This is a genomic window from Kineosporia babensis, from assembly GCF_021129305.1.
GTDB classification, from domain to species: domain Bacteria; phylum Actinomycetota; class Actinomycetes; order Actinomycetales; family Kineosporiaceae; genus Kineosporia; species Kineosporia babensis.
Genome location: NZ_JAJOMB010000001.1, coordinates 762,776 through 787,161, shown reverse-complemented (window position 1 = coordinate 787,161; position 24,386 = coordinate 762,776). Strand labels below are relative to the sequence as shown.

The following is a 24,386-nucleotide window of genomic DNA, read 5'->3' as shown; positions in this document are numbered from 1 at the left end:
GCGCGAGCCTGCGCCGGGGAAGACGGGCCCGCGAGTTGCGGGCCCGTCGCAGCGGTCTCAGTGGACCACGGAACTCCAGTTGGCGACCGTCTCGGTGCGCTCCTTGGCCGCGCTCGCCTGCGCGCCGTTGTCCAGGCCGGACTGCACGTCGTCCAGGGCGGCGAGGAAGCGCTCGGCGTCCAGGGCGGCCGTGGTGCCGGAGGCGGCGGCGGTGATGGCCTGCTGGTACTCGTGGTCGACCACGTCACCGCAGGCGAAGACCCCGGCCACGCTGGTTCGCGAGGAACGGCCCTCGACCTTGATGTAGCCCGCGTCGTCCAGCTCCAGCTGGCCCTTGATCAGGTCGGTGCGCGGGTCGTGGCCGATCGCCACGAACAGGCCGGTGATGTCCAGGTCGCGCTCCTCGCCGGTCACGGTGTCCCGCAGCCGCACGCCGGAGACCTTCGCGTCACCGTGGATGTCCACCACCTCGCTGTTCCAGGCCCAGCGGATCTTCGGGTTGGCCGTGGCGCGCTCCTGCATGATCTTGGAGGCGCGCAGCGAGTCGCGGCGGTGGACCACCGTGACCGTCTTGGCGAACCGGGTCAGGAAGGTGGCCTCCTCGAGCGCGGAGTCGCCGCCGCCGACCACGGCGATGTCCTGCTCGCGGAAGAAGAAGCCGTCACAGGTGGCGCACCAGCTCACGCCGTGGCCGGAGAGCACCTTCTCCTTCGGCAGGCCGAGCTCGCGGTAGGCCGACCCGGTGGCCAGGATCACGGCCTTGGCCAGGTAGGTGGTGCCGTCGTGGAGCTTGACCTCCTTGAGGTCACCGACGGCGCGCAGGGAGGTGACGTCGTCCGGGATCAGTTCGGCACCGAACTTCTCGGCCTGGCTGCGGAACTTGTCCATCAGCTCCGGGCCCTGGATGCCCTCCGGGAAACCGGGGAAGTTCTCCACCTCGGTGGTGTTCATCAGAGCGCCGCCGGAGGTCACCGAACCCTCGAAGACCAGGGGGTTCAGGTTCGCACGGGCCGCGTAGAGAGCCGCGGTGTACCCCGCCGGTCCCGAACCGATGATGATGACGTTCCTGACGTCGCTCACGTCTTCTCCAAGTCCATGGCTATTGCCTGCTCGCTGTTGCAACCGTCGCGGTGATCGTGGTGTTCCCGGCCCGGCGCTTGCGCAGGCAGTTGAGAAAGCCCCAGCTCAGAGGTGGCTCACGAGTTCACTTCGACCACGTCGATGGTGCCGTCGTCACCAGGTTGACAGGTTCTGGCCACGATCCATACGTCGTATCCACCACTCGTACCCGGCAGCACGATCAATGCCGCCTCACGGTTGTCGTAGGTGGCCAGGTCCACGGCGACCGGTTGGGTGCCCTCCCGGTCGATCGCCTTCAGGCAGGCCTGCAGGGCCTCGGGGTCCTTCAGCAACTGGTTGTCCGCCACGGCACCGCCCTCGGCGGCCGCCTCGTCCTTTTCTTGGGCTTTCAGGGTGCCTTCGGACGAACTGGAGGACGCGTCGCCCGACTCGGTGGACAGGGTCGCGTTGCGCTGTTTCACCAGCTGGCCGATCTGGGCCGGCAGATCGTCCTCCTGGTACTTCGTGCCGGTCTCCTGCACCGAGGTGATCATCGGCGCAGCGTCGGCGCTGCCGGCCGCTGTGGAGGCCCCCTCGCCGGAGTCTCCTCCCGCGCCGCCACCGAGTACCTGCCAGGCGCCCACGCCACCGACCAGGGCCATCACCAGCAGAGCGGCGGCCGCGATCCCCGGAGAGATCTTCGGCCAGCGCGAAGGCACGTCGGCCTTCTGCTCCTCCATCGCCTGCCGGCGCACCCGGATGGTCTGGGTGGAGTCCATCCGGGTCAGCTTGGCCGGGCCCTTGTCGCGCACCGGGCGGATCTGCTGGGTCATCTGGCTCAGCGCCGACTGCTGCTCGGAGGCCGGTGCCACCCGGCGGCGCTTGCGCACCGGCTGGGTGAGCTCCGGGTCGTGGTTGTCGTCACGGACCGCCGGGTGCAGCGCGGTCGGGCCGTCGACGGGGTAGGCGTCCTCGGCCTCCTGGCGCTTGAACGAGCGCACGCGGTACGAGGAGGAGTTCTGCGAGCTCCGGTCCAGTTCGGCCGGGCGCTGCGGGTTGGAGTGGACCGGCTGCTGGGGGCGCTGCGTCTGGTCCGGATCCTGCTCCTGGCCGGGGCGGGGCCACTGGGTGGTCTCCTGCTCCGGTCGGGAGGACTGCTGGTTCGGCCGCGGCCAGGAAGTCTGCTCCGGTCCGGCGTTCTGGCCCGTGCTCTGACGGGGACGCTGGGTCTGCTCCGGGCCGGGCTTGGACCGCGGACGCTGGGTCTGCGGGCCGGTGTGAGCACCCGATGCGGCCCGGGAGTCACGCCGCATCGGGCCGGCCTGGGCACGGCGGGGCATCGGCTGCGGTTCCTGACCCTGCCGGACTGCGGTGAAGGCCTGTTCCAGCCGGCCCAGCACCTCACGCGGCATCGCCTCGGGCGGGGCCTGACGCAGCATCGCGCGCACGCTCTCGGCGTCGGCCAGTACCTGGGAACACCGCGCACAGCCCATCACGTGCGTCTCGACCTGCCGGGCCACGTCGATGGGCAGGACATCGGCAGCGAGGTCGGCCAGAAGCTCGTCCTCCGGATGCGCGGGCATGCTCACCAACCTTCTCCTGCTCGGCTGTGTCCCCTCGGGGGCTCTTGCGATCTGACGTTGCCGCCGCCCCTGGGGTTCCCCGTGCGCTGATCGGGTTCGGCCTCGTACGGGTCGTTGCGGTACGGGCTCGGGCGTGCCTCACCGATGAATCCGGGGGCTGCCGGGCTGGTCCGGTCAGAACGCTGGGCATGGCCCTGACCTGCGGGCCGGGCCGCTGCCGCAGCACCGCTGCCCCCGCGCAGCAACTGCGCCAGGGCGACCCGGGCCCGCGAGCAGCGGGACTTCACCGTGCCTTCCGCCACACCCAGCAACTGCGCCGCCTCGGCCACCGGAACGTCTTCCAGGTCGACCAGGACCAGGGCGACCCGCTGGGCCTCGGGCAGTTTCGCCAGGGCCGCCCGGACATCCAGGCGGGCCAGGGTGGCCGCGTGCTGATCGCCACCGGCCTCGACATCACGCTCGCCCAGCGGCACGCTCGGCCGGGCCGCCCGCCGCCGCAACCGGTCCAGCGACGCGTTCACCACGATCCGGTGCAGCCAGGTACTCACCGCGGCGTCGCCCCGATAGTGGTCGGCGTAACGCAGCGCCGAGACCATCGCATCCTGCACGGCGTCGGCGGCCTCTTCCGGATCGCCCGTGGTGCGCAGAGCGACGGCCCAGAGGCGGTCGGCGTGCCGTCGGACGATCGTCGAGAAGGCGTCCGGGTCGCCGGTGAGGTGGGCGGCGATCAGGCGACGGTCGTCGACCTCGCCGTCGTCACTCACGTCAATCGCACCTCGGAGACTTCCATCCGGTACCCGCTCTCCACTGCCGGGAGCTCGGTGAACCACACAATGACGTACTTGGCGGGATCGACGTCGTCCTTGGCGTCGACGGTGACCGTGCCGTCCTCGAACGACCCCGAACCCAGCGAGGTCGATCCCTCGTACTCCGGTTCGTCGGCAGCGCGCAGCTGGACGCTGCCCCCGGTTCCGGCGACATCGATCTGAGCGGAGCTTACCGCCGCGGCCGCCTGCAGTTCGATCGCCAGTCCCAGACCCTTCTTCAGGCCGCCGAACGAGGCGCTCTGGTAGCGGTCGGAGCGCCAGGTGGTGTCCTCGTCGCCGTCCACCGCGCGCGGGGCGGCGGCCGAGTCCTCGTCCCCGTCACCCTGCGGGTCGAGGGCCGAAGCGGTGACGATCTCGATCGGCTCGGGCTCTTCGGTGGCGCTCGGCTCGACCACGGCCGCGCTGGTCTCCGGATCCGGGCCGGTGGAGCTGGCGACCGGCGCGGTGGTCAGGACCGGGCCCTGTTCGCGCGGGCCCCCGGCGGCGTCCACGGTGCCGCCGAACAGGCCGCGCAGCGACCAGGCGGCCAGCACCAGCAGCACCACGAACACCACGAGGATGCCGATCAGCACCTTGCGGGACTGGTCCTTCGGCGGGGCGTCGGGCGGGATGACGATCGGGAACGGCCCGCTGGACTCCAGGGGCGAGGGCGGGGTGGCCGCGCCCGGGTTGGACGACCAGCCGTCCTCCCAGGGCAGCCGGGAGTTCGCGGCAGCCGGGGCGCGACCCTCGGCCGGTCCGCGGTGACGTCCAGGACCGGCCGCGCGCTCGGAACCCATCCCGGCATGCTGGCCTGCCTCGTGCGGCGATGCCAGTCCACTCGCGGGCGCGTCGCCGAACCCGGGACCACCGGCACCCGGGCCGGTCGCGGCCGGGTGGCCGGCCGTCGGGTTGGCCGCGGACAGGTGGGGTGAGGCGAAGAGGGACGGCGCGGCTCCCGGCACGATCGGCCGGGCCACCGGGTTCGGCTCGGGCTGACCGGCTTCGGGCCCCTCGATGGGCCGTGAGGTGGGCCGGCCGGCCCGCATCCCGGCGGCGGTACGGGCCGCGGCGGCGGTGACGATCGGCCCGCTGTCGAGCGGGTTGGCCGACTGGTCGGTGCGCGGCGGCTGGGCGAACTGGGCGATCGGCGAGGGCCGGCGCGGCTGCGCGGACGGCTGTCCGGTCCGGGCCGCCTGCTGCTGCGCGGCCCGCTGCTGGGCGGCCTGCTGGGCGCGCTCGACGGCCTGCAGCGGCGCGGGGGTGATCTGGGTGTCCACCGCCGGGTCGATGTCGCCGAAGAGCGCCTCGGTCCGACCCCGGGCCTGACCCCGGGGCGGCAGCGGCATCGACCCCGTCATGGCCACGCTGGGCGTGGGGAAGAGCGAAGCCGTGCGGCGGGCCTGACGGTTGCTCTGTGACCGCGGTTCCGGCTGGGATGAAGCGGGCTGCTGCGCAGGCCGGGCCGCGGCGGCCGGGTTGCTCAGCGGACGCTGGGGCCGTAGCGGAGCTGCCATCGGCGGGTACTGCTGGCCCTCGGCCCGCTGCGGGCTGGGCGCAGCCTCCAGCGGCCGGGCCGGCGGCCGCTGCTGAGACTGTTGCGGCTGCTGGGGCTGACGCTGGGGGGCCGACGGGTTCTGCGGGCCGGCCGCGGGCAGAGCCTTCTGCTGCTGCTCCTCGCCGAACAGGGCATCGGTGCGCTCGCTGGTCTTCACCCGCGGCGGCAGCGGCATCGACCCCGTTATGGCGACGCTCGGGGTGGGAAACATCGAGGCGGTACGCCGGGAACGCGGCTGGGCGGTGGGCTGCTGGGCCGGGGCTCCAGGACGCGCCTGCCCGGGACGGGTGACGTCCTCCGACGCAGCCGGTGGCTGCGCGGCCCGCTGCGTGGTGGCGCCGCTGGGCCAAGTCGCCGGACGGCGGTTCAGCTGCTGGTCCGGTCGTTCGATCGGCCGCGCTGCCTCGGCTCGCGCTGGTGCTGCCTCGGCTCGCGCCGGCGGGGCTTCGTCGCGGCGCAGCGAGGCGAACATGCTGCCTGCGCTGGGCGGCAAAGTGGCGTCCGGGTCGGGGTTTCCCTCCTGCCGGTCGCGTCGACGGGGGTCGAACAGTTCGCCGCTCGGGGGCGGCCAGGAGGCCACGGTGCGGTCCGGATCTTCCTCGGTAGAAGCGGCGGGGGACGCCGGCGCGGGGGCCGCGGGGCGTTTGCTGATGGGAGACGCCGGTGCGCCGGTCGGTCCCGACGTCACCGGGCCGCCGGGCCGGAAACCGGAAGCGGGGGTACGCCCGCGCATCACCAGGGCCGGGTTGGGGGTGGCCGGCGTGGCTGGGTCCCGCGGACGGGTGGCCGAGCGCAGCGGAGCTTCTTCAGGGGTGGGCCACGGCGACAGCATCCCGACCACCTCGGCCGGGGAGTGCGGGCCGCTGTCCATCGGGCCGAGCGTGAGCAGGCAGAGCCGGTTCAGGTCACCCGGGATGTCGGGGACCAGCTCGGTCGGGGCGATCGGGCCACCGCCGTTCGCCCGCGGCGCCGGCGGGAAGCCCGTGTCGCCCAGCGGCCAGCGCCCGGTGAGCCCGGCGTAGAGCAGCCCGATCAGGCCCAGCGCGTCCACCCGGGTGGCCTGGGCGGCGCTGGTCGGGTCGAGCCCGGCCGCGGCTGCCTCGACCGCCACTCCGCTGATCTTGATCGTGTTGTCGTAGCAGACGATCACCGAACGAGGGGTCAGCCGCAGGTGGTGCAGACCCCGGGCGGCCGCACCGCGCAGCCCCTGGGCCACCTCACCGACGATGCGCCGCACCACCGGTGGAGCCAGCGGGGCGCGCTCGATCAGGGTGGCCAGCGAGTCGCCGTCGACGTGGCTGCTGACCATGAAGGTGACATCGCCGTCGGAGCCCACGTCGAGTACCCGCACCAGCCGCGGATCGTCGATCAGGGCGGCCCGGCGGGCGGCGTCGGCCACATCGGCCGCGTAGGGGTGGCCCGGGCGCATCACCCGCACCGTGACCGGGCGGTCGAGAGTCAGGTCGGCGGCTCGCCAGACCGACGAGTCGGTATTGGCGTGGTACCTGTCCTCGAGCCGGTACCGGCCCGCCAGGACGGTGCCCCGGGTGGCGTTGGACAAGCCCGGCGCTCCTTCCAGCCCGATGGCAGTACACATTCCGCGTACCGGTGAGACCTGTGCCGGACGAGGTCGCCCGCAGCGCGCGCCCGAGTGGGCCGGGACTGCGGCGAACTCTCCGCACGGATCCGTATTCCATCGTAGTTGGCCCACTCGCCCGGAACGAGATGTCGTCCGCATCACGATACTTTCGGGGCCGTTTCCGCCCGTTAGATGTGACACGTGCAAACTCGCGGGCACACACGGTTACCGGCGGGCGGGGATCAGCGGGCGTGCCGGGCCAGTTCCTTCGGTGTGGACGGCAGCCGGCGCAGCACCGGGCCCATCACGTCCTCGATCTCGGCAACCCCGAGCTGGCGCAGGCCGGCCACGTAGATCACCAGCAGCGAGATGCCGCCGATCGCAGCGGCGATCACACAGGCGATCCAGCTGTCACCCAGGATCGAAACGGTGGACTGGGCCAGCAGCCAGGCGATCGCCCCACCGATCGCGGCCACCACGATCATCTCGACGTGCGCCCGCACCACCTGATGGCTGTCCAGGTCGCCGAACCGGCGGCGCAGGATCGTGTAAGACAGCCCGGCCCCGACCAGGTTGGCCGCAGCCATCGAGACACCAACGCCGACCACGATGTACTCGGGGGCGCTGTCGCGCAGCAGGAACAACGAGGCCAGGTTGCCGGTGGCCCAGGTGGCGCTGGCGGCGACCTGGATGAAGAAAGGCGTCTTGGCGTCCTCGAAGGCGTAGAAGACCCGCTGGAACAGATACTGAGCACTGAACGGGACCAGACCCAGGGCCATCGCCATCACCACGTAGGCGATACCGGTGGTGTCGGCGCGGTCGTTGCCCGGGAACATCGAGGCGGTGATGAACGGTCCCAGGGCCAGAATCGCCGCGGTCGAGACCACGGTGGCCAGACCGGTCAGCCGCAGACCCAGCGAGAGGTCCGCCCGCACGTCCCGGATCCGGTTCTCCGAGGCCGCGTTCGCCATCCGGGTGAACAGGGCCGTCACCAGCGAGACCGCCACCAGCGAGTGCGGCAGCATGAACAGCAGCTGAGCGTTGTCGTAGATCACCTTGCCGGTCTTGATCGCGGCTTCCGGCCGGTCCTTGAGCAGATCCGAGGCGATCGTGGTGACCCTGGAGATCACCACGAAGGCGAGCTGCTGCACGACCACTGCGGCGAAGGTCCAGCCGGCCACCCGGCTGGCCGAGGCCAGACCGACCCCGCGGAGGCCGAACTTCGGCCGGTAGCGGACCCCGTTGCGCTTGAGCAGCGGGATCAGGATCACGGCCTGGGCGGCGACCCCGAGGGTCTGGCTGGCCGCCAGGATGAAGATCTTGGTGGTGTCCCAGGTGTCGACCGGCTGAATGCCCCGGCCGTAGAGGGCGATGAAAATGACCAGGCCAACGATCGAGACGATGTTGTTGACCACCGGGGCCCACATGAACGCCCCGAACGAGCCGCGCGCGTTGAGCACCTGTCCGAGCAGGGTGTACAAGCCGTAGAAGAACACCTGGGGCATGCACCACAGCGAGAATGCCGTGGCCAGGGCGAAGACGTCCGAGGCCGGATCGGCGCTGCTGTACACCCGCACCAGCAGCGGTGAGGCCAGGGTGACCACGGCAGTGACCACCACGAGCAGCGCCAGTGCCGAGGTGAGCAGGCGGTTGATGTAGTCCTCGCCGCCGTCCGGCTGCCGGGCTGCCTTGGCGATCTGGGGCACCAGCACCGCGTTCAGCACACCTCCGGCCAGGAGGATGTACAGCGCGTTGGGCATGATGTTGGCGACCGAGAACGCGTCAGCGACACCGTTCGAATCCGGCATCACGGCGGCCACCAGGACCGCAGCCCGAACGAAGCCCAGTACCCGCGAGACCGCCGTACCGGCGGCCATCAGCGCGCTGCTGCCGAGCAGCGACGACGTGCGGGAGGCCGGTTTGGCCTCCGCCTCCGGCTCGGCCTCGAGCGGTTCTTCCTCGAGCTCCTCCGGCTCGACGTACCCCCGATTGCGATCGCGCGGGCGCAGCGGCGGCGCCGTAGGGGGCATCGGCCGGCGCGGGGCGCGTGCGATCGGCGCCTGGATGGCCTGGATCGGCCGGGTTATGTCGGCCGGCTGAACCGGGCCTTCCAGCCCCAGCAGGCTCAGCGAACCGGTCAGCTCGGCCGGGTCGAGGCCGGACAGGTCGTAGTGCTTACTCGGCGGGGTGGAGGGCGGCGGGGAACGCCAACCCCTACGAGTGGACGCTCGCGGTGCCGGGGTCTCCGGGTCCAGTGCGTGGAAGTAGGGCTGGTTGTAGTCGGCCTCGCGCGACTGGTCGTACGGCTCGGAGGAACCGCCGACCGGTGACTCACCCGTCGCGTACTCGTCGAAGCTCTCGTACTGGCCGCGATCGTCCTTTGGTTCGAAGTCCTGCCCGTAAGGCGGCTGCCCGCCCGGCTCCGGGGAATCGGTGTACCGCGCCTGCTCAGGCCGGTACGGCCGGACCCGCCGGGTCGGCTCGGAGGGGGAGACCTCCTGCTGCTCCTGACGGCGGGCCCGACGGGGACGGTCGTGCTGCATCGGGCGGGTCGGCTCGGCCGGGGACACCGGCTGGTTCCACCATGCGTCCGCCGGCCCGTTGTACTCCGGGTCGGCGGACTGGTCGTCGTGCTTCGCCACGTACTCGGCCTCCCGCTGCGCCGCGTACGGATCTTCGGCGTACGGGTCTTCCGGCAACTGCTCGTAGGGCTCTTCGTACGGGTTGTCAGTTCTTCGCGGGCGCATCGGCCGATCAGGATCGGGTGGATGCGCGGCATCGTCCGGCCGCCACCCGCTCACCTGTTCTCCTTCGGCATCGTCGGGCTGCGACGCTCCGCTCCCTTCGCGGCCATCGTCGGTACCGAATTGGACTGCTCATGCATACCCCGCGGGCGCTCCGGTTTCCCGGAGGCTGATCCGGTGCCGGGAGCCCGAGGTTCGTCGTTCCCGACAGTTGAGCCTGGTCGGCTCCCGTTCGTTGCGCCAATCGACGGTTTTGCCGATGCGTCGTCGGTCACACCGAGCTGTCCGGAGCGATCCGGCAGGTCGGGGATGTCGCTGATCCGGGACATCGGACTGGTCTCCGGGCCGGGTTCGCCCTCCTTGCGGGCGGCCTGCTCGGCCGCCGCCTTGGCGGCCTCCCGGGCCGCCTTGCGGGAGGCGCGGGTGACCTCGTCGTCCACGTCGGGGATGGTGTTCAGCGGCACCTTGGGACGCTTGCGGTTGCGGCGGAAGCTGCGCAGCAGGCCGACCAGCAGGAGCAGGCTGAGCAGGACGGCCATCCCGATCATGCCCCAGCTCTCCCAGTTGGGCCGGACCTTGACCTCGAAGGTCTGCGCGGAGCCGACCTTCATCGCCTCGGCGCCCTCACCGGCGATCAGGGTGGCGTCGACCAGCACGTCACCGGTGGCGATGGCCCGGGCCTCGACCCGGAACGACTGCCGGTGCCGGGCGGCGATGGTCACCGGCTCGGGCTGGGCGTCCACCTTCAGCTGCCCCGAGCGGGCCCGGAAGCTGACCCAGCCGCGGAACTCGTAGTCGGTGTTGTTGACCACGGTGACCTGGATCGGTGCGGAGCGGGCGGTGAACACCTTGTCGTCGCCGATCAGCAGCTGGACTCCGCCGCTGACCGCCCCCACGTCCTCCATCACCGAGCTGCGGGCCTCGGCCTGGGCCTGCTGGTCCGAGCGCCAGGCGAACGACAGCAGCGAGGTGATCCGCTGTTCCAGCCGCTGCACCTCGTCCTGGTTGCTGATCAGGCCGGGGGCGATGCTCTTGAGGTCGCGGTCCAGGGCCAGCGCGGTGCTCAGGTTGCCCTTGGGCAGTTCCGCGCCGGCGGCCTTCTTGCCGTAGGCGTGGGCCTTGCGGTCCACGGCGGTGCTCGCGCCCAGCTTCTTCAGGCTGCTCAGCTCGACCCAGGAGACCTCCTCCAGCGCCGCGATCAGGCGCCGGACCTCGTTCGGGTTCGGGTCCCAGTCGCGCGGGGCCACCGCCAGCAGCTGGCGGGTCTCCTGACCGGGCGTCGCCTCGGCGCTGATCGCGGCGAGCGTGGCCAGCATGGTCTGCGTGCTCTGGGCCCCGCCGGGCTGCCCGGAACCCTCGAACAGGCTGGACAGCTGCGGGTCGTACAGCAGCCCGGTGATCTCCTTGTCGTGCTGCTTGCTGCGCAGCGTGCTGCGGCCGCTGGGGGTGTAGCTGAGCTCCTCGGCGGGCTGCTGCTGGGCGGCAGAAAGGATCACCGAGCTGTGCCGGGTCTCGACCAGGCCGTCGATCGCCTGGTTGGAGACCACGCCGTCGGCGGGCCAGACGATCCGGGAGAACAGGGTCTTGCCCAGGGCCTCCTTCTCGATCGCCTCGCCCAGCTTGTCCGACTGGCGCAGCAGGGCCGCGCTGTCGCCGCCCTTGAGCAGCGAGTTCAGGTCGGTGTCGGCGTACGGCAGGCCGATCACGGTGCGCTGGTCCCGGCCGCCGGAGATCCGGTTCAGCCAGGTCTCACCGGCCGTGCTGGCCGACTCGTTGCTGATCCCCAGATCGTCCAGCTCACCGGTCTCGCCCTCGGGAGCGTCCGGGGGCGGCGGAGACTGCGACGGGGTCTCGGTCTCCTCCTCGGTGGGAGTTTCGCTCTCGTCCACCACTTCGGTGATCCCGTTGTCGCGCAGGGCCATCGCCGAGGACAGCAGGGCCGGGTCGACAGCCCAGCCGATCGACTTGTCCTCGGTGGCGGCCAGGATCCGGCTCAGCCGCGAGTTCGGCAGCAGCTCGGCCGCGGCCTCCTCGGTGGCCAGGCCGGCCGTGGTGGACGGGCTGGTCGAGGTCAGGGCGGCCAGCATGCTCAGCCCGACCTTGGACTCGCTGCCCTGCGGGGCCCAGACCACGGTGGAGCGCAGCGCGTCCAGCTGCCGGCCCTGCTTCGTGGTGGCCACCAGCGAGAACGGGCGGGGCCCGAACGAGGACATGCCGATGTTGCCCTTGGCCACGGTGAGCCGGAACTGGGCGGTGCCCTTGGCCGGCACGTCGAGGACCTCTTCGGTCTTCTGGTCGCTGGTCAGGGCGATGTCGCCGTTGCCGACCCAGTCGGCGACCGCGTCCCGGCCGGCCAGGGCCGAGTAGCCCAGGCGCAGCCCGACCTCGAGGTTCTTCACCGCGTTGGCACCCGGGTTGTGCACCGTGCCGGTGACCACCAGGTCGTCCTGGTAGGTCAGCGAGGTGGGAGTGACCTGGGTCAGCGTGATCTTGAGCCGCTTACCCCGGGCCGCCGCCTTCGCGGTCGTGCCGGTGCTCTTCGCGGTCTCGGCCTCGGCTTCGGGAGCGAGCTCCGAAGCCTCTCGGCCCGGTCTCAGCTCCGCCGCCTGGGCAGGCGAAGCCGCCGGGCCGAGCAGGCCCAGCAGCACGGACAGGCCGATCACACCGGCGCCGAAACCCTGACGCAGCCTCGTCAGGTTCTTCACGCCGAATCCAGGAGTCGCACACTCGCCTCACGGGCTATCCGGCGTTCGTTGGGGAACGCCAGTCGTTCGTCCATTTCGCCGAGCGGAACCCAGGCCACGTCGATCGCCTCGTGGTCCGGATCGCCCTCGGTGCTCAGCTGACCTCCGGTGGCCAGCAAAAGGTAATGATGCACGTGCTTGTGGACCCGTTTGCCCTCGACCGAGAACCAGTAGTCGATCGTGCCCAGACCGTGAACGATCCGGCCCTGGATCCCGGTCTCCTCCTCGATCTCCCGGATTGCCGCCTGTTCGGGCGTCTCGTCCAGTTCCAGGTGCCCTTTGGGCAGGCACCACTCGACCCGCCCGGCCCGGTTCAGCCGGGCGATCACCGCTCCGGCCGGCGCCGGCCCCGAGCGGTCGACGACCAGGCCACCGGCCGAGGTCTCCTCCACGGTCGGCAGCGACCGGCGCGGCCCGTGCGGGGGCCGAGATGGTCGAGGCATGCGCCTCACTTTAAGGGTCGGCGGACGTCTTCCGTCCTCCCCGGGCCGGGCGTGCTGGCCACCGGACAGGGGAGCACAATCCGGAACTATCGTCCCGAGAGCGGCACCGGAAGGCAATTCCCGTGCTGCGCGGGCGGCATCGGGGCGCCCCGGCCCGCTGCGGCCATCTGGCACGCTTGGGACTCGTGCCCCAGACCTCCTCCGACCACGTGACCGAAGCCCGCCGGGCGGCCGTCGCCCGGCTGGTCCCGCTCCAGGCCCTGCTCACCGACCTCGGCTCCGTCTTCACCGCCGCCGGTCACCGGCTCGCGCTGGTCGGCGGCCCGGTCCGCGACGCGCTGCTGGGCCGGGACAGCCCGGACCTCGACTTCACCACCGACGCCCGGCCCGAGGAGACAGTCCGGCTGCTGCGCGAGTGGGGCGATGCGCACTGGGACATCGGCAAGGCGTTCGGCACGATCGGCGCCCGTAAGGGCGATCACGTGGTCGAGGTCACCACCTATCGGGCCGACGTGTACCGCGAGGACTCCCGCAAGCCCGAGGTGGCCTTCGGCGACACGCTCGAGGCCGACCTGCTGCGCCGCGACTTCACCGTCAATGCGATGGCCCTGGAACTGCCCGCGATGACCTTCGTCGACCCCTACGGCGGGCTGGACGACCTGGCGGCGCGCACGCTGCGCACCCCCGGGGCCCCGGAGGTCTCGTTCGGCGACGACCCGCTGCGGATGATGCGCGGGGCCCGGTTCGCCGCCCAGCTCGGTTTCACCGTGGCCCCGGAGGCGGTGGCGGCGATGACCGCGATGGCCGAGCGGATCTCGATCGTCTCGGCCGAGCGGATCCGGGTCGAGCTGGAGAAGCTGCTGCTGGCCCCCGACCCGCGCCCGGGTCTGGAGCTGCTGGTCTCGAGCGGTCTGGCCGAGCGGGTGCTGCCCGAGCTGCCCGCGCTGAAGCTGGAGATCGACGAGCACCACCGGCACAAGGACGTCTACGAGCACTCGCTGATCGTGCTGGAGCAGGCGATCGCGCTGGAGGACGGCCCGGACGGGCCGGTGCCCGGGCCGGACCTGGTGCTGCGCCTGGCCGCGATCCTGCACGACATCGGCAAGCCGGCCACCCGCCGGTTCGAGCCGGGCGGCGGGGTCTCGTTCCACCACCACGAGATGGAGGGCGCCAAGCTCACCACCCGGCGGATGAAGGCGCTGCGCTTCGACAAGGAGACCACCCAGCAGGTGGCCCGCCTGGTGCAGCTGCATCTGCGCTTCCACGGTTACGGCGACGGGGCCTGGACCGACTCGGCGGTGCGCCGCTACGTCACCGATGCCGGCCCACTGCTGGACCGGCTGCACAAGCTCACCCGTTCCGACTGCACCACCCGCAACAAGCGCAAGGCGGCCCGGCTGGCGGCGGCCTATGACGACCTGGAACTGCGGATCGCCCAGCTGCGCGGCCAGGAGGAGCTGGACGCGGTGCGCCCGGACCTGGACGGCAACCAGATCATGCAGATCCTCGGCATCCCGGCCGGCCCGGAGGTGGGCCGGGCCTGGAAGTTCCTCAAGGAGCTGCGGCTGGACCGGGGGCAGGTCGGGGCGGACGAGGCCCAGGCGGAACTGGTGGCCTGGTGGGCCCGGGAACAGGCCGCCGATGACCCGTCCGGCGCAACCTCCGCCCCTTCGGGCGGCGAAACCACCCCGTCGGCCTAATCGTTAGCTACACAACGCCGCGACCGGGAGCGCCCGGACCGTCACTCGTGGACTATGGAAGGGTCGGCGCCCGCCCGATTGTCCAGAATGTGGACGCCGGACGAGTGGCGAGATCGCTGAGACCGAGCAAGGGTCACTGAGAGCTACTGCCCGGTTTTGCGGTGAGCGAGGCGTTCATTCGCAACAATTGGGTCGTGTCGCGGCGCGTCAAAGGGCCGCCGCTAGGCCTGATGGGGTAAGCCTGGTCGGTTTTCTTTGGGCTCGCCGTTGGCCTCCGGGCCCGCTGGACTCTAGAGTTGCGGAGCCTCGGACACTTGAGGCCAGATCAGGCGCTACCCGTTGTACGAGGCAATACGCAACGCAGAGCGACCAAGTCGTTACTAGTAAGGAGAGGAGTCATCGTGCAAAGCGGGATCGCCTATGCCGCAGGGCAACTCCTTGCCGTGGTCGCGCCGAGAACAGTGCTCGTCGTGGACGCGCCGACGGACTGGTCGCTGGCCGGGCCGCTGTGGGAGCTGGCCCTCGACGACGCCCCCGTCGACGAGATCCTCGACGTGCTGGTCCGGCGGGGCATTCGCACCGCACCCAGCTTCGCGATCGTCCGGGTCGAGGTGGACGCCGTGCGCGCCCTCGTCCGGGGCAGCGTTCCGGTGTGCTTCGAGCGGGCCGGTGAACCGGTCCGGCTGGACGCCACCGGCGCCACCACCTGGCTGGAGGGCCTGATCTCAGGCGCCCGCCGGGTTCTGGTCGGCGACGTGGAGGCCGGCGCGGAGCTGCCCTACACCGTCTCTACCGGGGTCGTGCTGGTTTCCGGCCTGGCCCTGAACACGCTGGTCTCCGCGGAGAACGCGGACAGCGACGCCCCGGCCGAGGGTGCCGAGGCCGCTCCGGTGGCTCTCGAGGCCGCCGACCCCGACGACTCCGCCTCGCTCAGCCTGGCCTCGGCCGGCGCCTCCGAGCGCAAGGTCGTCGACCTGACCGAGGGCGACTCGCGCACCCCGGCCTACTCCGGTGCCCCGGGCCCGGAGGCCCGGCAGGGTGGCTGGGGTTCCTCCCCTTCCCGCACCGGCGGGTTCCAGCGTGAGGTCAACGGCCACGTGCCGTCCGTGCTGGACTCCCCGGCCACGGGTACCCCGCAGCCCTCCGTCGGCTCGGGCTCCGGCCCGGTCCCCGCACCCTCCTCGTTCTTCGACTCGCGCGGGAACGACGATCCGGGCGAGCTGCACGACGTGGACGAGCCCGCGGGTGCGTCCGAGCGTCCGGAGAACGAGTCGGCCCGGTCGTTCGACTTCGACGACCTGCTGACCGACGACTCCCCGGCCGGCCCGTCACCGGCCGACCTGCCCAACCCCGACTCGGGCAGCATCGACATCCCCGGCCTGAACGGTCACGGACCGGGCGTTCCGCCCAAGCCGCGGCCGGGTGGGGTACCGGCCGGCTGGCCGCCCGCCTCCGACGACGCCGAGCCGTTCTCCGCCTTCCGGTCCGAGCCGTCGGCGCCCGAGGCTCCGTCCGCGTCCCCCTCCTGGGGTGCGCCGGACCCGGTGCCCAGCGCCTTCTCGCCCGAGCCGAGCGCGTTCTCCCCGGAACCGAGTGCGTTCTCGCCGGAGCCGTCCGCTCCGAGCGCCTTCTCGCCCGAACCGGCGGCGCCCAGCGCGTTCTCTCCGGAACCGGCCGGTCAGGAGCAGGGTTCGCCCGCGCTCGGCGACCTGCCGCTGCGGGTGCGGGGTCGTTCGCTGCGCCCCGAGCACCAGGTGCCGCCGCCCGGGCAGAACGAGCCGGTCAACGGCTCGCGGATGCTCGGCAACCCGGCCGACCGGGCCCCCCAGGGGCAGGGCTCCGGCTCGATCTTCGAGCCGCCGGCCTCGCCGATGCCCGAGGAGGACCCCTCCGAGGTCTCCCGGGTCGACCTCCCCCCGGCCTTCTTCCGCGGGTCCCGTAACCAGGCCGAAGAGCTTGAGGACGAGGGCCAGCCGGACGACATGGGTGGCTGGCCGAACCAGCAGGACGACAACCCGTGGGCCCCGCCCGGCCAGGGTGGGTTCAACGGCTCCGGCTTCAACGGCCAGGCCCCGGCCTTCGGCGGCCCGCCGGCCATGCCCGGCGCGTTCCGTCCCGAGGGCGATGAGCCCGAGGCCGAGGAGGACAACAACTTCCTCGCCGAGAACGACGAGGAGCCGGAGTCGGCCGAGCAGGACGTCGACGGCCAGCGTGAGCCGCCGCGCCTGCTGGGAGTCTGGTGCGACGCCGGGCACGTCACCTCGCCCGACCGTTCCGAGTGCCGGGTCTGTGGCCTGACGGTTCCGCCGCAGGCGCCGATCCTGGTCGCTCGCCCGCCGCTGGGCGTGCTGGTCTTCGACAACGGCGACCGGATCGAGCTCGACCGCCCGGTCGTGCTCGGCCGTGACCCGAAGCCGCAGGCCAACTCGGCCGACCCGGAGGCTCCGTACCTGCACGCCGTGGCCAGCTCCACCGGCCAGGTCTCGCGCACCCACGCCGAGATCCGGCCCTCCGGCTGGGACGTGCTGCTCACCGACCTGGGCGCGATGAACGGCACGGCGCTGACCCTGCCGGGTGAGTCGCCGCAGGCCATCGACCCGGGCGTACCCACCACGATCACCCCGGGCTGCCGGGTGGATCTCGGTGGCGAGACCGGCTTCGTGTTCGAGGTCGAGGGCTAACCCTCAAGGTTCCGCTGACGAGCGGGGGCCCGGTTATCCGGGCCCCCGCTCGTGCTTTGCGCTGCAGCAGCTGCCAAGCCGGCCCGCCGCCGGTGCTCCACGAAGGTGTAAACGGCTCCGGCCGCACCGAACAGCAGAGCGATGTCCATGAACACCATCTGCGAATAGCCGTCCTCCGGCAGCAGCCGGATCGACAGGCCCGCCGCCGAGACCAGCGCCACGTTGAAAACCACGTCGTAGAAGCTGAACACCCGGCCGCGGAACGAGTCGTCCACGTCCTTCTGCACGATCGAGTCCACGCAGATCTTGATGCTCTGCCCGGTCAGGCCGAACAGGAACGAGCCGAAATACAGCAGCCAGAGCGCGGCATCGGCCACGAAGATCGCCTGCACCACCGCCGCGATCCCCAGGCACACCCCGATCCAGCGCCAGGCCCCGATCCGCGCCGCCATCACCGGGGTGACCAGCGCCGCCACCGCCACCCCGACCCCCAGCGAGGCCACCGTCCGGGCCAGCAGGGTCACCCCCGCCTCCGGATTGTCCGGATCGCTGAAGTAGTTGCGGCACAACAACATCACCGTGATCGTCATGATCCCGTAGCCGATCCGGTGCACCCCGATCACGGCCAGGGCGTTGGCCACGGTGCGGCGCTCGCGGACATGGACGGCGCCGGCCCGTAGGTCTCCCACGACGTCGCGGCCCACAGTGCCGAGCGAGCGGACGTTCAGCGGGGCGCTGTGCTCCGGGCCGAGCAGAGTGCGGGGCATTCGCAACGCCAGCATCGAGGCAGTGGCGTAGGCCAGGGCGGCGATCACCACGATGGTGGCATCGGTGGCGTCCCCCGGGCCGAGCAGCGTACGGAGGCTGAAACCGATCGCCCCACCGACCATGGTGGCCACCGTGCCGCAGGTGGGCGAGACCGCGTTCGCCATGACCAGTTCGTGCCGGGGCACCACCTGCGGCAGGGAAGCTCCCAGGCCCGCCAGGAAGAACCGGTTCACTGACAGGCAGGCCAGGGCGGTCAGGAACACCGGCAGGCCCACGCCGATGGTGAGGATCATCGCCGCCACGGTGAGCACCATCAGGGAGCGGACGGCATTGGCCAGAAGCAGCACCTGCCGCCGCTGCCAGACGTCCAGCAGGACGCCGACGAAGGGGCCGATCAGGGTGTAGGGGACGACGGTGACCACCGCTGCGAGGGCCACCGCGGTTGGGGTGGTGGCTCGCTCCGGGGAGAAGAAGATCAGGCTGGCCAGGCCCACCTGAAAGGCGCCGTCGCCGGCCTGGGACACCAGGCGGACCGAGAACAGCTTGCGGAAATTCTCACCGCGAAGCACCACCGTCAGGTCGGACAGGAATGAACGCTGATTCCCCGGCACCTCGACAAGGGTAGGTGCCGATGCGGTGGTTGCCCCTTCAGAACTGCGTGAGTCCGCGGGACAAACGATCGACCGCCTTCAGTGCGAAGGGAATCCGGTGGGGGCCGCTGAGCTTCTTCACCAGGGCAGCAGCGTCTTCCGGGGGCATACCGGCGGACGTGACGTACAGCGGCCGACTCGATGCGCCACGGTGCACTTCCAACGCGTGTTTCGCCGTACGGAAGGCGGTTTTCGCTACCCCGACCACAGTGAACCCGAACTCGCGATGGACGTACCTGCCCAGGCCAGGAGTGCCCTCCGGGTCGAGATCCACAAACCCGTCCACCACCAACAGGCGGGGAAGTTCGGTCAGCTCCGTAAGCACCGCCCGCACGGCAGGAAGTTCGCGCTTGTAGAACTGGCCCGGTTCGTAGGGGGCCACGTCGTCCAGTGTTGAAACCCTGGTATCCGTGAGCCGCGCAAACTCTGGAGAGTCGCTCAGAACCAGCGCTGCCCGGGCGCCGCCTCCGGGTGGATAGCCGACATCCACAGCCGCGTACACACGTCCTCCATTCGGGTCTCCTGTCGGACATTTCCTGACCGGGCAACCTACCCTTCACCCGGGAGGGCCGGTGGTGGACTATTCGTGGATTCTGATTTCGGGCGCGCTGTTTGTCGTCCCGTTCGCGTTCTGTGCACTCCTGGTGGGCTGGTTCCTGGGCCGGTTACCGGGCTGGTTCCTGGCTGGCTATTTCGGACTGAGTCTGGCGATCATCGCCGGTGGGCTGATCTACATGGAGGTAGCAACAGACGGCGGCCTGGACACGATCGTGCCCGCCGCGATCGCCTACAACGGCGCCGTGGCAGCCGTGGTGGTGGCGCTGACCTGGATCGTTCAGCAGATCTGGCGGTGGCGTAACCGAAACCGCTCCCAGGTCAGCTGAGCCGTTGTTCCGCCAGGTCGAACCACTGGGACACCTCGGTGGGTGCGTGGTGCCGGATCGCCCAGTCGGTCATCCGTAGGCTCATGTGTGCCCACGCCGGTTTGAGGACGCTCTCGGGCAACTGATTGAGGACGTCGTCGAGGCGGTTGGTCACGTTGGTGTCGGCCCGGTGGTGGATACCGAATCGCAGCGTGACCAGGTCGAAGGCCCGGTTCCCCCGCGCTGCGCCGTCCCAGTCCACCACTCCGGTGATCACCTTCCCCGAGGCCAGCAGGTTGCCCGGGTGAAAGTCCAGGTGGACGACATCGTTTCCGGCCGGCATCTCGCTGTCCGGCACGGCCTTGATCATCCTCTCCAGCGCTGCACCCCTGGCGCTGTGCTGTCGCAAGGGCTCGTGCAGGCAGTACCCCGGGCCGTCTTCTCGCAGGAACAACTTCACGGACGGGATGTCTTCGCGCCCCCGGAGCACCCCAGCCTGAAGCGCGTTGAGCCGAAGCGCTTGGTCCAGCAAATCCTCGTCCAGGAGGTCGACCTTCTCGCCAGGAAGCAACTCTTGCACCATCGCCACGGCATGCCCCACCTGCGCCGACAACTGCGTGGCTGGGGCCGGAATGCCAGCCTGGACAGCGGCTTTCTGTACAGCGAGCGGACCGGCCTGCAACTCCTCGAGCCGAGAATGCGGACGCCACTTCAGCACCGATCGCCGCCCGGTCTCGGCCCAGCGAACGAAGGCCGCCCCGACTTCCCCACCGGCGCAGGGCCCTTCGACGACCAGCCGAACCCCGGTCTGCGCATACAGATCTGCCACGAGCCGATCCGCATCCAGCCGCTGAGCCCGCTGCCACGTCATCTCGCTACTGTGCCAGCTGCCTACCCGGCCGCGTCCACTTAACCAGCCACCTCGTCCATCGGTTGACCGACTTACTGGGCCATGTCCACGAATCGCGAGTAGTGCCCCTGGAACGCCACGGTGATCGTGTCGGTCGGGCCGTTACGGTGCTTGGCCACGATGAAGTCGGCCTCACCGGCGCGCGGGCTCTCCTTCTCGTACGCGTCCTCACGGTGCAGCAGGATCACCATGTCGGCGTCCTGCTCGATGCTGTTGTGCACGGCAATGCCGTTGGCGACGAAATTGTGATTGCCGAGAACGGTTGCGTCGTAGACCTCTTCGACACCGTCCGGCTCGATCGCGACGATCGTGTCCCACAGCACGTCGTTCAGCGCATGCATTTCCAGGTCCGCATCACCCAGCAGAGAGGCAACCCGGCCCAGACGTTGCCGGCTCGGCGCGTGCTTCCACATCGAACCACCGCCGAACTGCGTGCCCATCGCTGCGGCGAACTGGCGGTGGCTCATGTTCTGCTCCACCAGCACCGTGCGTACCCGATCCCAGATCTCCTTGGGAACTGTGTCGACATTCGGGTTGGCCGGCACATCCTTCACGATCTCGAGCAACTGAGCCGCGGACTGGCCGCGCAGACCGTGTACCCCGATCTCGTTGAGGAAGCGCCGCTGGTCGTCCACCCCGGAGATGTCGAGGGTATGTCCGGGGCGGTACCCCTCTTTCGGTGTGGCGTTCCTGATCCGGGCCGAGATACCGAACCGCAGCAGCAACCGGGTGACATCGTCCAGCATCCGCCGGCTGGTCGAGGCGTAGTAGACCCGGCCGCCCCGGCCGGTCCGGTTCACCGTGACCGAGCCGTCGGTGGCCCACAGGTGACGCAGGAACAGGGCGATCTGCCGCTTGGGCAACGAGAAGACCTGCTCAGGCACGAACTTTTCGTGACTGCGAAGACCGAAAAGGTCGAGCTCGTCGAGCCATGCCGCAATCGGATTCCGCTTGCCGTGAGTGAGCTGGTAGGGCGCAGGGAGACGCAGCGTGGTCACCCTGGCGGCGGCGTGCTCGTCGCGCACGGCTGTGATCCCGAAGTGCCTGGCAGCCTCGGTGACCGCCGTCAGGTTGGCCTCGTCGACACTCGCGTAGCGGATCGGCTGACGCTTCACGAAGGAACCGTCCCCGAGCAGGTGGGCCAGCATCACCACCCTGTCGTCGTCCCACGTACCGACCAGCTCAGGCGCCATGACATGACGAGGCGTGGCCACTCGCGCCCCCGCCGCCAGCTCACCTATCGGCCGCCAGCCCTCATAGGTCAGGAACGGATGGTTCGCCGTGGCCCGCACCTGCTTGCCCGACGCCAGACGCACCTTGAACACAGGCTTGGTCCCGGTTGCGAAGACGTGTGTGAGGTGACGCCTCACGTAACGCAGACTGTCGTCGAGCGACCAGACCGGAACGTCTTTCGCGCCGTTCGCGAACAGCTCGCCCATGGTGGTCTCGGCGCCGGTGTCGGCCCGCAGCACCCGGGTGTCGGCGGTGAGGCAACCCGATTCACGCAGGTCGGACATGGCCGGCTTCTTGTCGGTGCGCTGCTCCGGGCCACGGTTCAGCTGGCTCAGTGCAATCACCGGCAGCTGCAGCTCCTTGGCCAGCAGCTTGATCGCCCGGGAGAACTCGGAGACCTCCTGCTGCCGGCTCTCCACCCGCTTACCGCTGGTCATCAGCTGCAGGTAGTCGATCACCACGAGCTTGAGGTCGTGCCGCTGCTTCAGCCGCCGGCACTTGGCCCGGATCTCCATCAGCGACATGTTCGGGCTGTCGTCGATGAATAGTGGCGCCTCGCTGACGTCGCCCATGGTCTGGGCCAGCCGGGTCCAGTCCTCCTCGCGCATCGTGCCCTTACGCATGTTCTGCAACGGGATGCGCGCTTCGGCCGAGAGCAGGCGCATGGTGATCTCGTTGCGCCCCATCTCCAGACTGAACATCACCGACGTCATCCGGTGGTGAATTGCGGCGGAGCGCAGGATGTCCAGGCCGAAGGTGGAGTTGTGGGTGGGGATCATCGTGCGGCCGGCGAGATAGAGATGATCCCGGTTGTCCACCTCTACACAGCGCACCGGAACGCTCGGGACCGGGCGGACCGCGGTGATGAAACGGGAGTTCCGGCGCTGGAACCGGCGACTCATCCGGTCCTTGTGCAGCAGGTGCTTACGTTCCAGGTGGAACACCCGATCGTCGGTCGTGAAATTCAGTGTGTAGGCGACAGAGGACTTCTCGCTGCGGCCCTTCACCGGCTTGGACATGATGGTGCAGCGGTAGCCAAGGCTCAGGACGAGTTCCTGCACGTCTTCGGCGAGTCTCCGATTGGTTACCGCGAACTGCACGGAACCTGTGGAGTGCACCGTGCCGTCGGTGTCGAGCAGACCCGACAGGAGTTCTCGTCGCTGGGCTTCTCCGGCCCTCAGATACTCGGCCGGGATGTGCTTGTTGCCCAGCACTCCGATGGTGCGCAGTCGACCCTGAACGGTGCCGAGCTTGTCGTGGCAGCTCTGGCAACGACCGAAGCCGGTGATGCGAGTTCCGCAGTCGACGCAGGTAGCGGGATCCACCGGCGTGGAGATCGCCTTGGCCCGGCCACCACACGACTGGCCGCAGGTGCGCACGACCGCAGCCTTCGGGGTGAAGGCGACACCGCAGACCACGCACTCGCGCTCGGCGACGCTCGGCGCCGGTAACTTCAGCGAGTAGCACAGCTGGACATTCTGACTGGGCACGACCTCGAGCCCGTCGTCCTCGATACGGATCACGATTTCCGGGTCCGCTGAAGTGATCTGGGCCGAGGCGCTCGTACCGTCGCCCAGCCAGGCACCCAGGGTGTACGGCGGCACCAGGAGGTCTCTCGGGGGCAAGGCCAGTGCGCCGGCGATGCGGACGCTGTGGTTGAGGCGTTGGTCGGCGCTCTCGCAGCGCAGCGTTGCGGCGATCTGTTCCGTGGTCCGGACTTCGGGGCCGGTCTTCCTCGCTGATCGGCGAGCCGATCGGGTCTCGGTCAGCCACTGGTGTTCTGCGTCGGCCACGATGACGGTGCCGTCCGAGAACTCGACCTCGTAGCAGGGACGGCCCACCATGACGTCGGTGGCATTGACCACCCGGGTGGGCCTGCCGTCGGCCCCGATCAGTTCGTCGTCGACCTGGACCGCACCCATGCTGGTCCAGCCGCCAGGGGTGGGCAGCGGGGTGTCCAGGGCCAGGGCCTTACCCATCGCCGGGCGCGCGGCGATGATGATCATCTGCCCCGGGTGCAGCCCGTTGGTCAGGGCGTCCAGGTCGGTGAAGCCGGTGGGCACGCCGGTCAGGCCGTCCCCGCGGTGGCTGGAGGCCTCGATCTCGTCGATCGCGCCCTCGATCACCTCGGACAGGGCCGCGTAGTCCTCGCTGGTGCGCTGCTCGCTGACCTTGTAGATCTCGGCCTGGGCGGAGTTGACGATCTCTTCCACGTCACCGCCGCCGCGGCCGTCGGCGCCGTTGTAACCGAGCTGGACGATCCGGGTGCCGGCGTCGACCAGGCGGCGCAGCACAGCGCGCTCGCGCACGATCCGGGCGTAGTAGCCGGCGTTCGCGGCGGTGGGCACCGAGGAGATCAGGGTGTGCAGGTAGGCCGGCCCGCCGATCTTGGCCAGCTCGCCGCGCTTGGTGAGCTCGGCGGCCACGGTGACCGCGTCGGCCGGCTCGCCCCGGCCGTAGAGGTCGAGGATGGCGTCGTAGACCAGCTCGTTGGCGGGGCGGTAGAAGTCGACGCCCTGGAGCTCCTCGACGACGTCGGCGATCGCGTCCTTCGAGAGCATCATGCCGCCGAGCACACTCTGCTCGGCCGCCACGTCCTGCGGCGGGGTGCGGCCGAGATCGGAGCCGCCACCCGAGTCGTCGGAAGGTACAGGCAGATCGACGATGGACATCGGACCCTCTTCCCAGCTGTTGCTCCACACCGGACCGGCACCGACTCATCGCGGTGGCGAGCAGGCCCCCTGAAAATACGGGTCGTCGGGTGTGGGGTTCAACGACCGTATCCACAGCCCCAGCCGGATCGGTGCACAACCTCGCCAAGTCTGTGGATAACTTGGGGACAAACCCCGGGGGTTGTGCACAGGTTGTGGATAACAGTGGGGATGAACGGGCCCTGAGGCCGGGTCCAAAAGCCTCTGACCGGCCACGAAGCTGTCCACGGGTTGTGGATGCCAGAAATCCGGCGTCGATTCAGTGCATGGTCACCTCACCGTTACCAAAGGGCGCATACGGCGGCTCAAGAGCGGGTCCGGGAGCGAGCACCGAGGGACGGTCAGTCGCCTGCC

The 24,386-nt window shown here is 70.3% G+C and carries 14 protein-coding genes; 3 read left to right on the top strand and 11 right to left on the bottom strand.

Features of this window, described 5'->3' with window-relative positions; genetic code table 11:
• Nucleotides 1–57 precede the first annotated feature (57 nt).
• The 7 genes from trxB to LR394_RS03470 form a co-directional block, all read right to left on the bottom strand.
• On the bottom strand, nt 58–1,080 hold the full coding sequence (gene trxB / locus LR394_RS03500) for a thioredoxin-disulfide reductase (RefSeq protein WP_231438858.1): 1,023 nt from the start codon (nt 1,078–1,080) through the stop codon (nt 58–60).
• 116 nt (nt 1,081–1,196) lie between these two features.
• On the bottom strand, nt 1,197–2,642 hold the full coding sequence (locus LR394_RS03495; protein WP_231438857.1) for a cupin domain-containing protein: 1,446 nt from the start codon (nt 2,640–2,642) through the stop codon (nt 1,197–1,199).
• Between the two features lie 2 nt (nt 2,643–2,644).
• Complete coding sequence (gene sigM, locus LR394_RS03490; protein ID WP_231438856.1) at nt 2,645–3,406, bottom strand: RNA polymerase sigma factor SigM; 762 nt, start codon at nt 3,404–3,406, stop codon at nt 2,645–2,647.
• On the bottom strand, nt 3,403–6,567 hold the full coding sequence (locus LR394_RS03485) for a hypothetical protein (RefSeq protein ID WP_231438855.1): 3,165 nt from the start codon (nt 6,565–6,567) through the stop codon (nt 3,403–3,405). The genes sigM and LR394_RS03485 overlap by 4 nt, the downstream gene beginning before the upstream one ends.
• 260 nt (nt 6,568–6,827) lie before the next feature.
• Nucleotides 6,828–9,386 (bottom strand): murein biosynthesis integral membrane protein MurJ, encoded by a 2,559-nt coding sequence (gene murJ, locus LR394_RS03480; protein ID WP_231438854.1) that lies wholly within the window; start codon nt 9,384–9,386, stop codon nt 6,828–6,830.
• On the bottom strand, nt 9,383–12,034 hold the full coding sequence (locus tag LR394_RS03475) for a DUF6049 family protein (protein WP_231438853.1): 2,652 nt from the start codon (nt 12,032–12,034) through the stop codon (nt 9,383–9,385). The genes murJ and LR394_RS03475 overlap by 4 nt, the downstream gene beginning before the upstream one ends.
• On the bottom strand, nt 12,031–12,516 hold the full coding sequence (locus LR394_RS03470; RefSeq protein WP_231438852.1) for an NUDIX hydrolase: 486 nt from the start codon (nt 12,514–12,516) through the stop codon (nt 12,031–12,033). Before LR394_RS03470 ends, LR394_RS03475 begins: the two co-directional genes overlap by 4 nt.
• A 209-nt stretch (nt 12,517–12,725) precedes the next feature.
• On the opposite strand from LR394_RS03470, the gene LR394_RS03465 reads away from it, so the two are divergent.
• Both LR394_RS03465 and LR394_RS42675 read left to right on the top strand, forming a co-directional pair.
• Nucleotides 12,726–14,216 carry a CCA tRNA nucleotidyltransferase gene (locus LR394_RS03465; protein ID WP_407936974.1) on the top strand — a complete coding sequence of 497 codons (1,491 nt, stop codon included), beginning with the start codon at nt 12,726–12,728 and terminating at the stop codon, nt 14,214–14,216.
• Nucleotides 14,217–14,617: 401 nt separating this feature from the next.
• On the top strand, nt 14,618–16,897 hold the full coding sequence (locus LR394_RS42675; protein ID WP_231438850.1) for an FHA domain-containing protein: 2,280 nt from the start codon (nt 14,618–14,620) through the stop codon (nt 16,895–16,897).
• Here LR394_RS42675 and LR394_RS03455 read toward each other — a convergent pair.
• Both LR394_RS03455 and LR394_RS03450 read right to left on the bottom strand, forming a co-directional pair.
• Nucleotides 16,894–18,276: an MFS transporter gene (locus LR394_RS03455; protein ID WP_231438849.1), complete on the bottom strand. Its 1,383-nt coding sequence runs from the start codon at nt 18,274–18,276 to the stop codon at nt 16,894–16,896. The genes LR394_RS42675 and LR394_RS03455 overlap by 4 nt on opposite strands.
• A 37-nt stretch (nt 18,277–18,313) precedes the next feature.
• Nucleotides 18,314–18,817 (bottom strand): endonuclease V, encoded by a 504-nt coding sequence (locus LR394_RS03450; protein WP_331283037.1) that lies wholly within the window; start codon nt 18,815–18,817, stop codon nt 18,314–18,316.
• Nucleotides 18,818–18,887: 70 nt separating this feature from the next.
• Between LR394_RS03450 and LR394_RS03445 the strand changes: the two genes are divergently transcribed.
• Nucleotides 18,888–19,199 (top strand): hypothetical protein, encoded by a 312-nt coding sequence (locus LR394_RS03445; RefSeq protein WP_231438848.1) that lies wholly within the window; start codon nt 18,888–18,890, stop codon nt 19,197–19,199.
• Here the strand turns inward: LR394_RS03445 and LR394_RS03440 are convergent.
• Both LR394_RS03440 and LR394_RS03435 read right to left on the bottom strand, forming a co-directional pair.
• Nucleotides 19,192–20,049 carry a phosphotransferase gene (locus LR394_RS03440; protein WP_231438847.1) on the bottom strand — a complete coding sequence of 286 codons (858 nt, stop codon included), beginning with the start codon at nt 20,047–20,049 and terminating at the stop codon, nt 19,192–19,194. The genes LR394_RS03445 and LR394_RS03440 overlap by 8 nt on opposite strands.
• Before the next feature lie 71 nt (nt 20,050–20,120).
• Entirely contained in the window at nt 20,121–23,993 is a 3,873-nt protein-coding gene (locus tag LR394_RS03435; protein WP_269328491.1) for a replicative DNA helicase, read from the bottom strand.
• Nucleotides 23,994–24,386: the final 393 nt, after the last annotated feature.

What these genes read in the sequence shown, in the direction of transcription:
- LR394_RS03495 (WP_231438857.1), bottom strand. Translation starts at nt 2,642, where the DNA reads ATGCCCGCGCATCCGGAGGACGAGCTTCTGGCCGACCTCGCTGCCGAT.
- LR394_RS03470 (WP_231438852.1), bottom strand. Translation starts at nt 12,516, where the DNA reads ATGCCTCGACCATCTCGGCCCCCGCACGGGCCGCGCCGGTCGCTGCCG.
- LR394_RS03435 (WP_269328491.1), bottom strand. Translation starts at nt 23,993, where the DNA reads ATGTCCATCGTCGATCTGCCTGTACCTTCCGACGACTCGGGTGGCGGC.
- LR394_RS03440 (WP_231438847.1), bottom strand. Translation starts at nt 20,049, where the DNA reads ATGACGTGGCAGCGGGCTCAGCGGCTGGATGCGGATCGGCTCGTGGCA.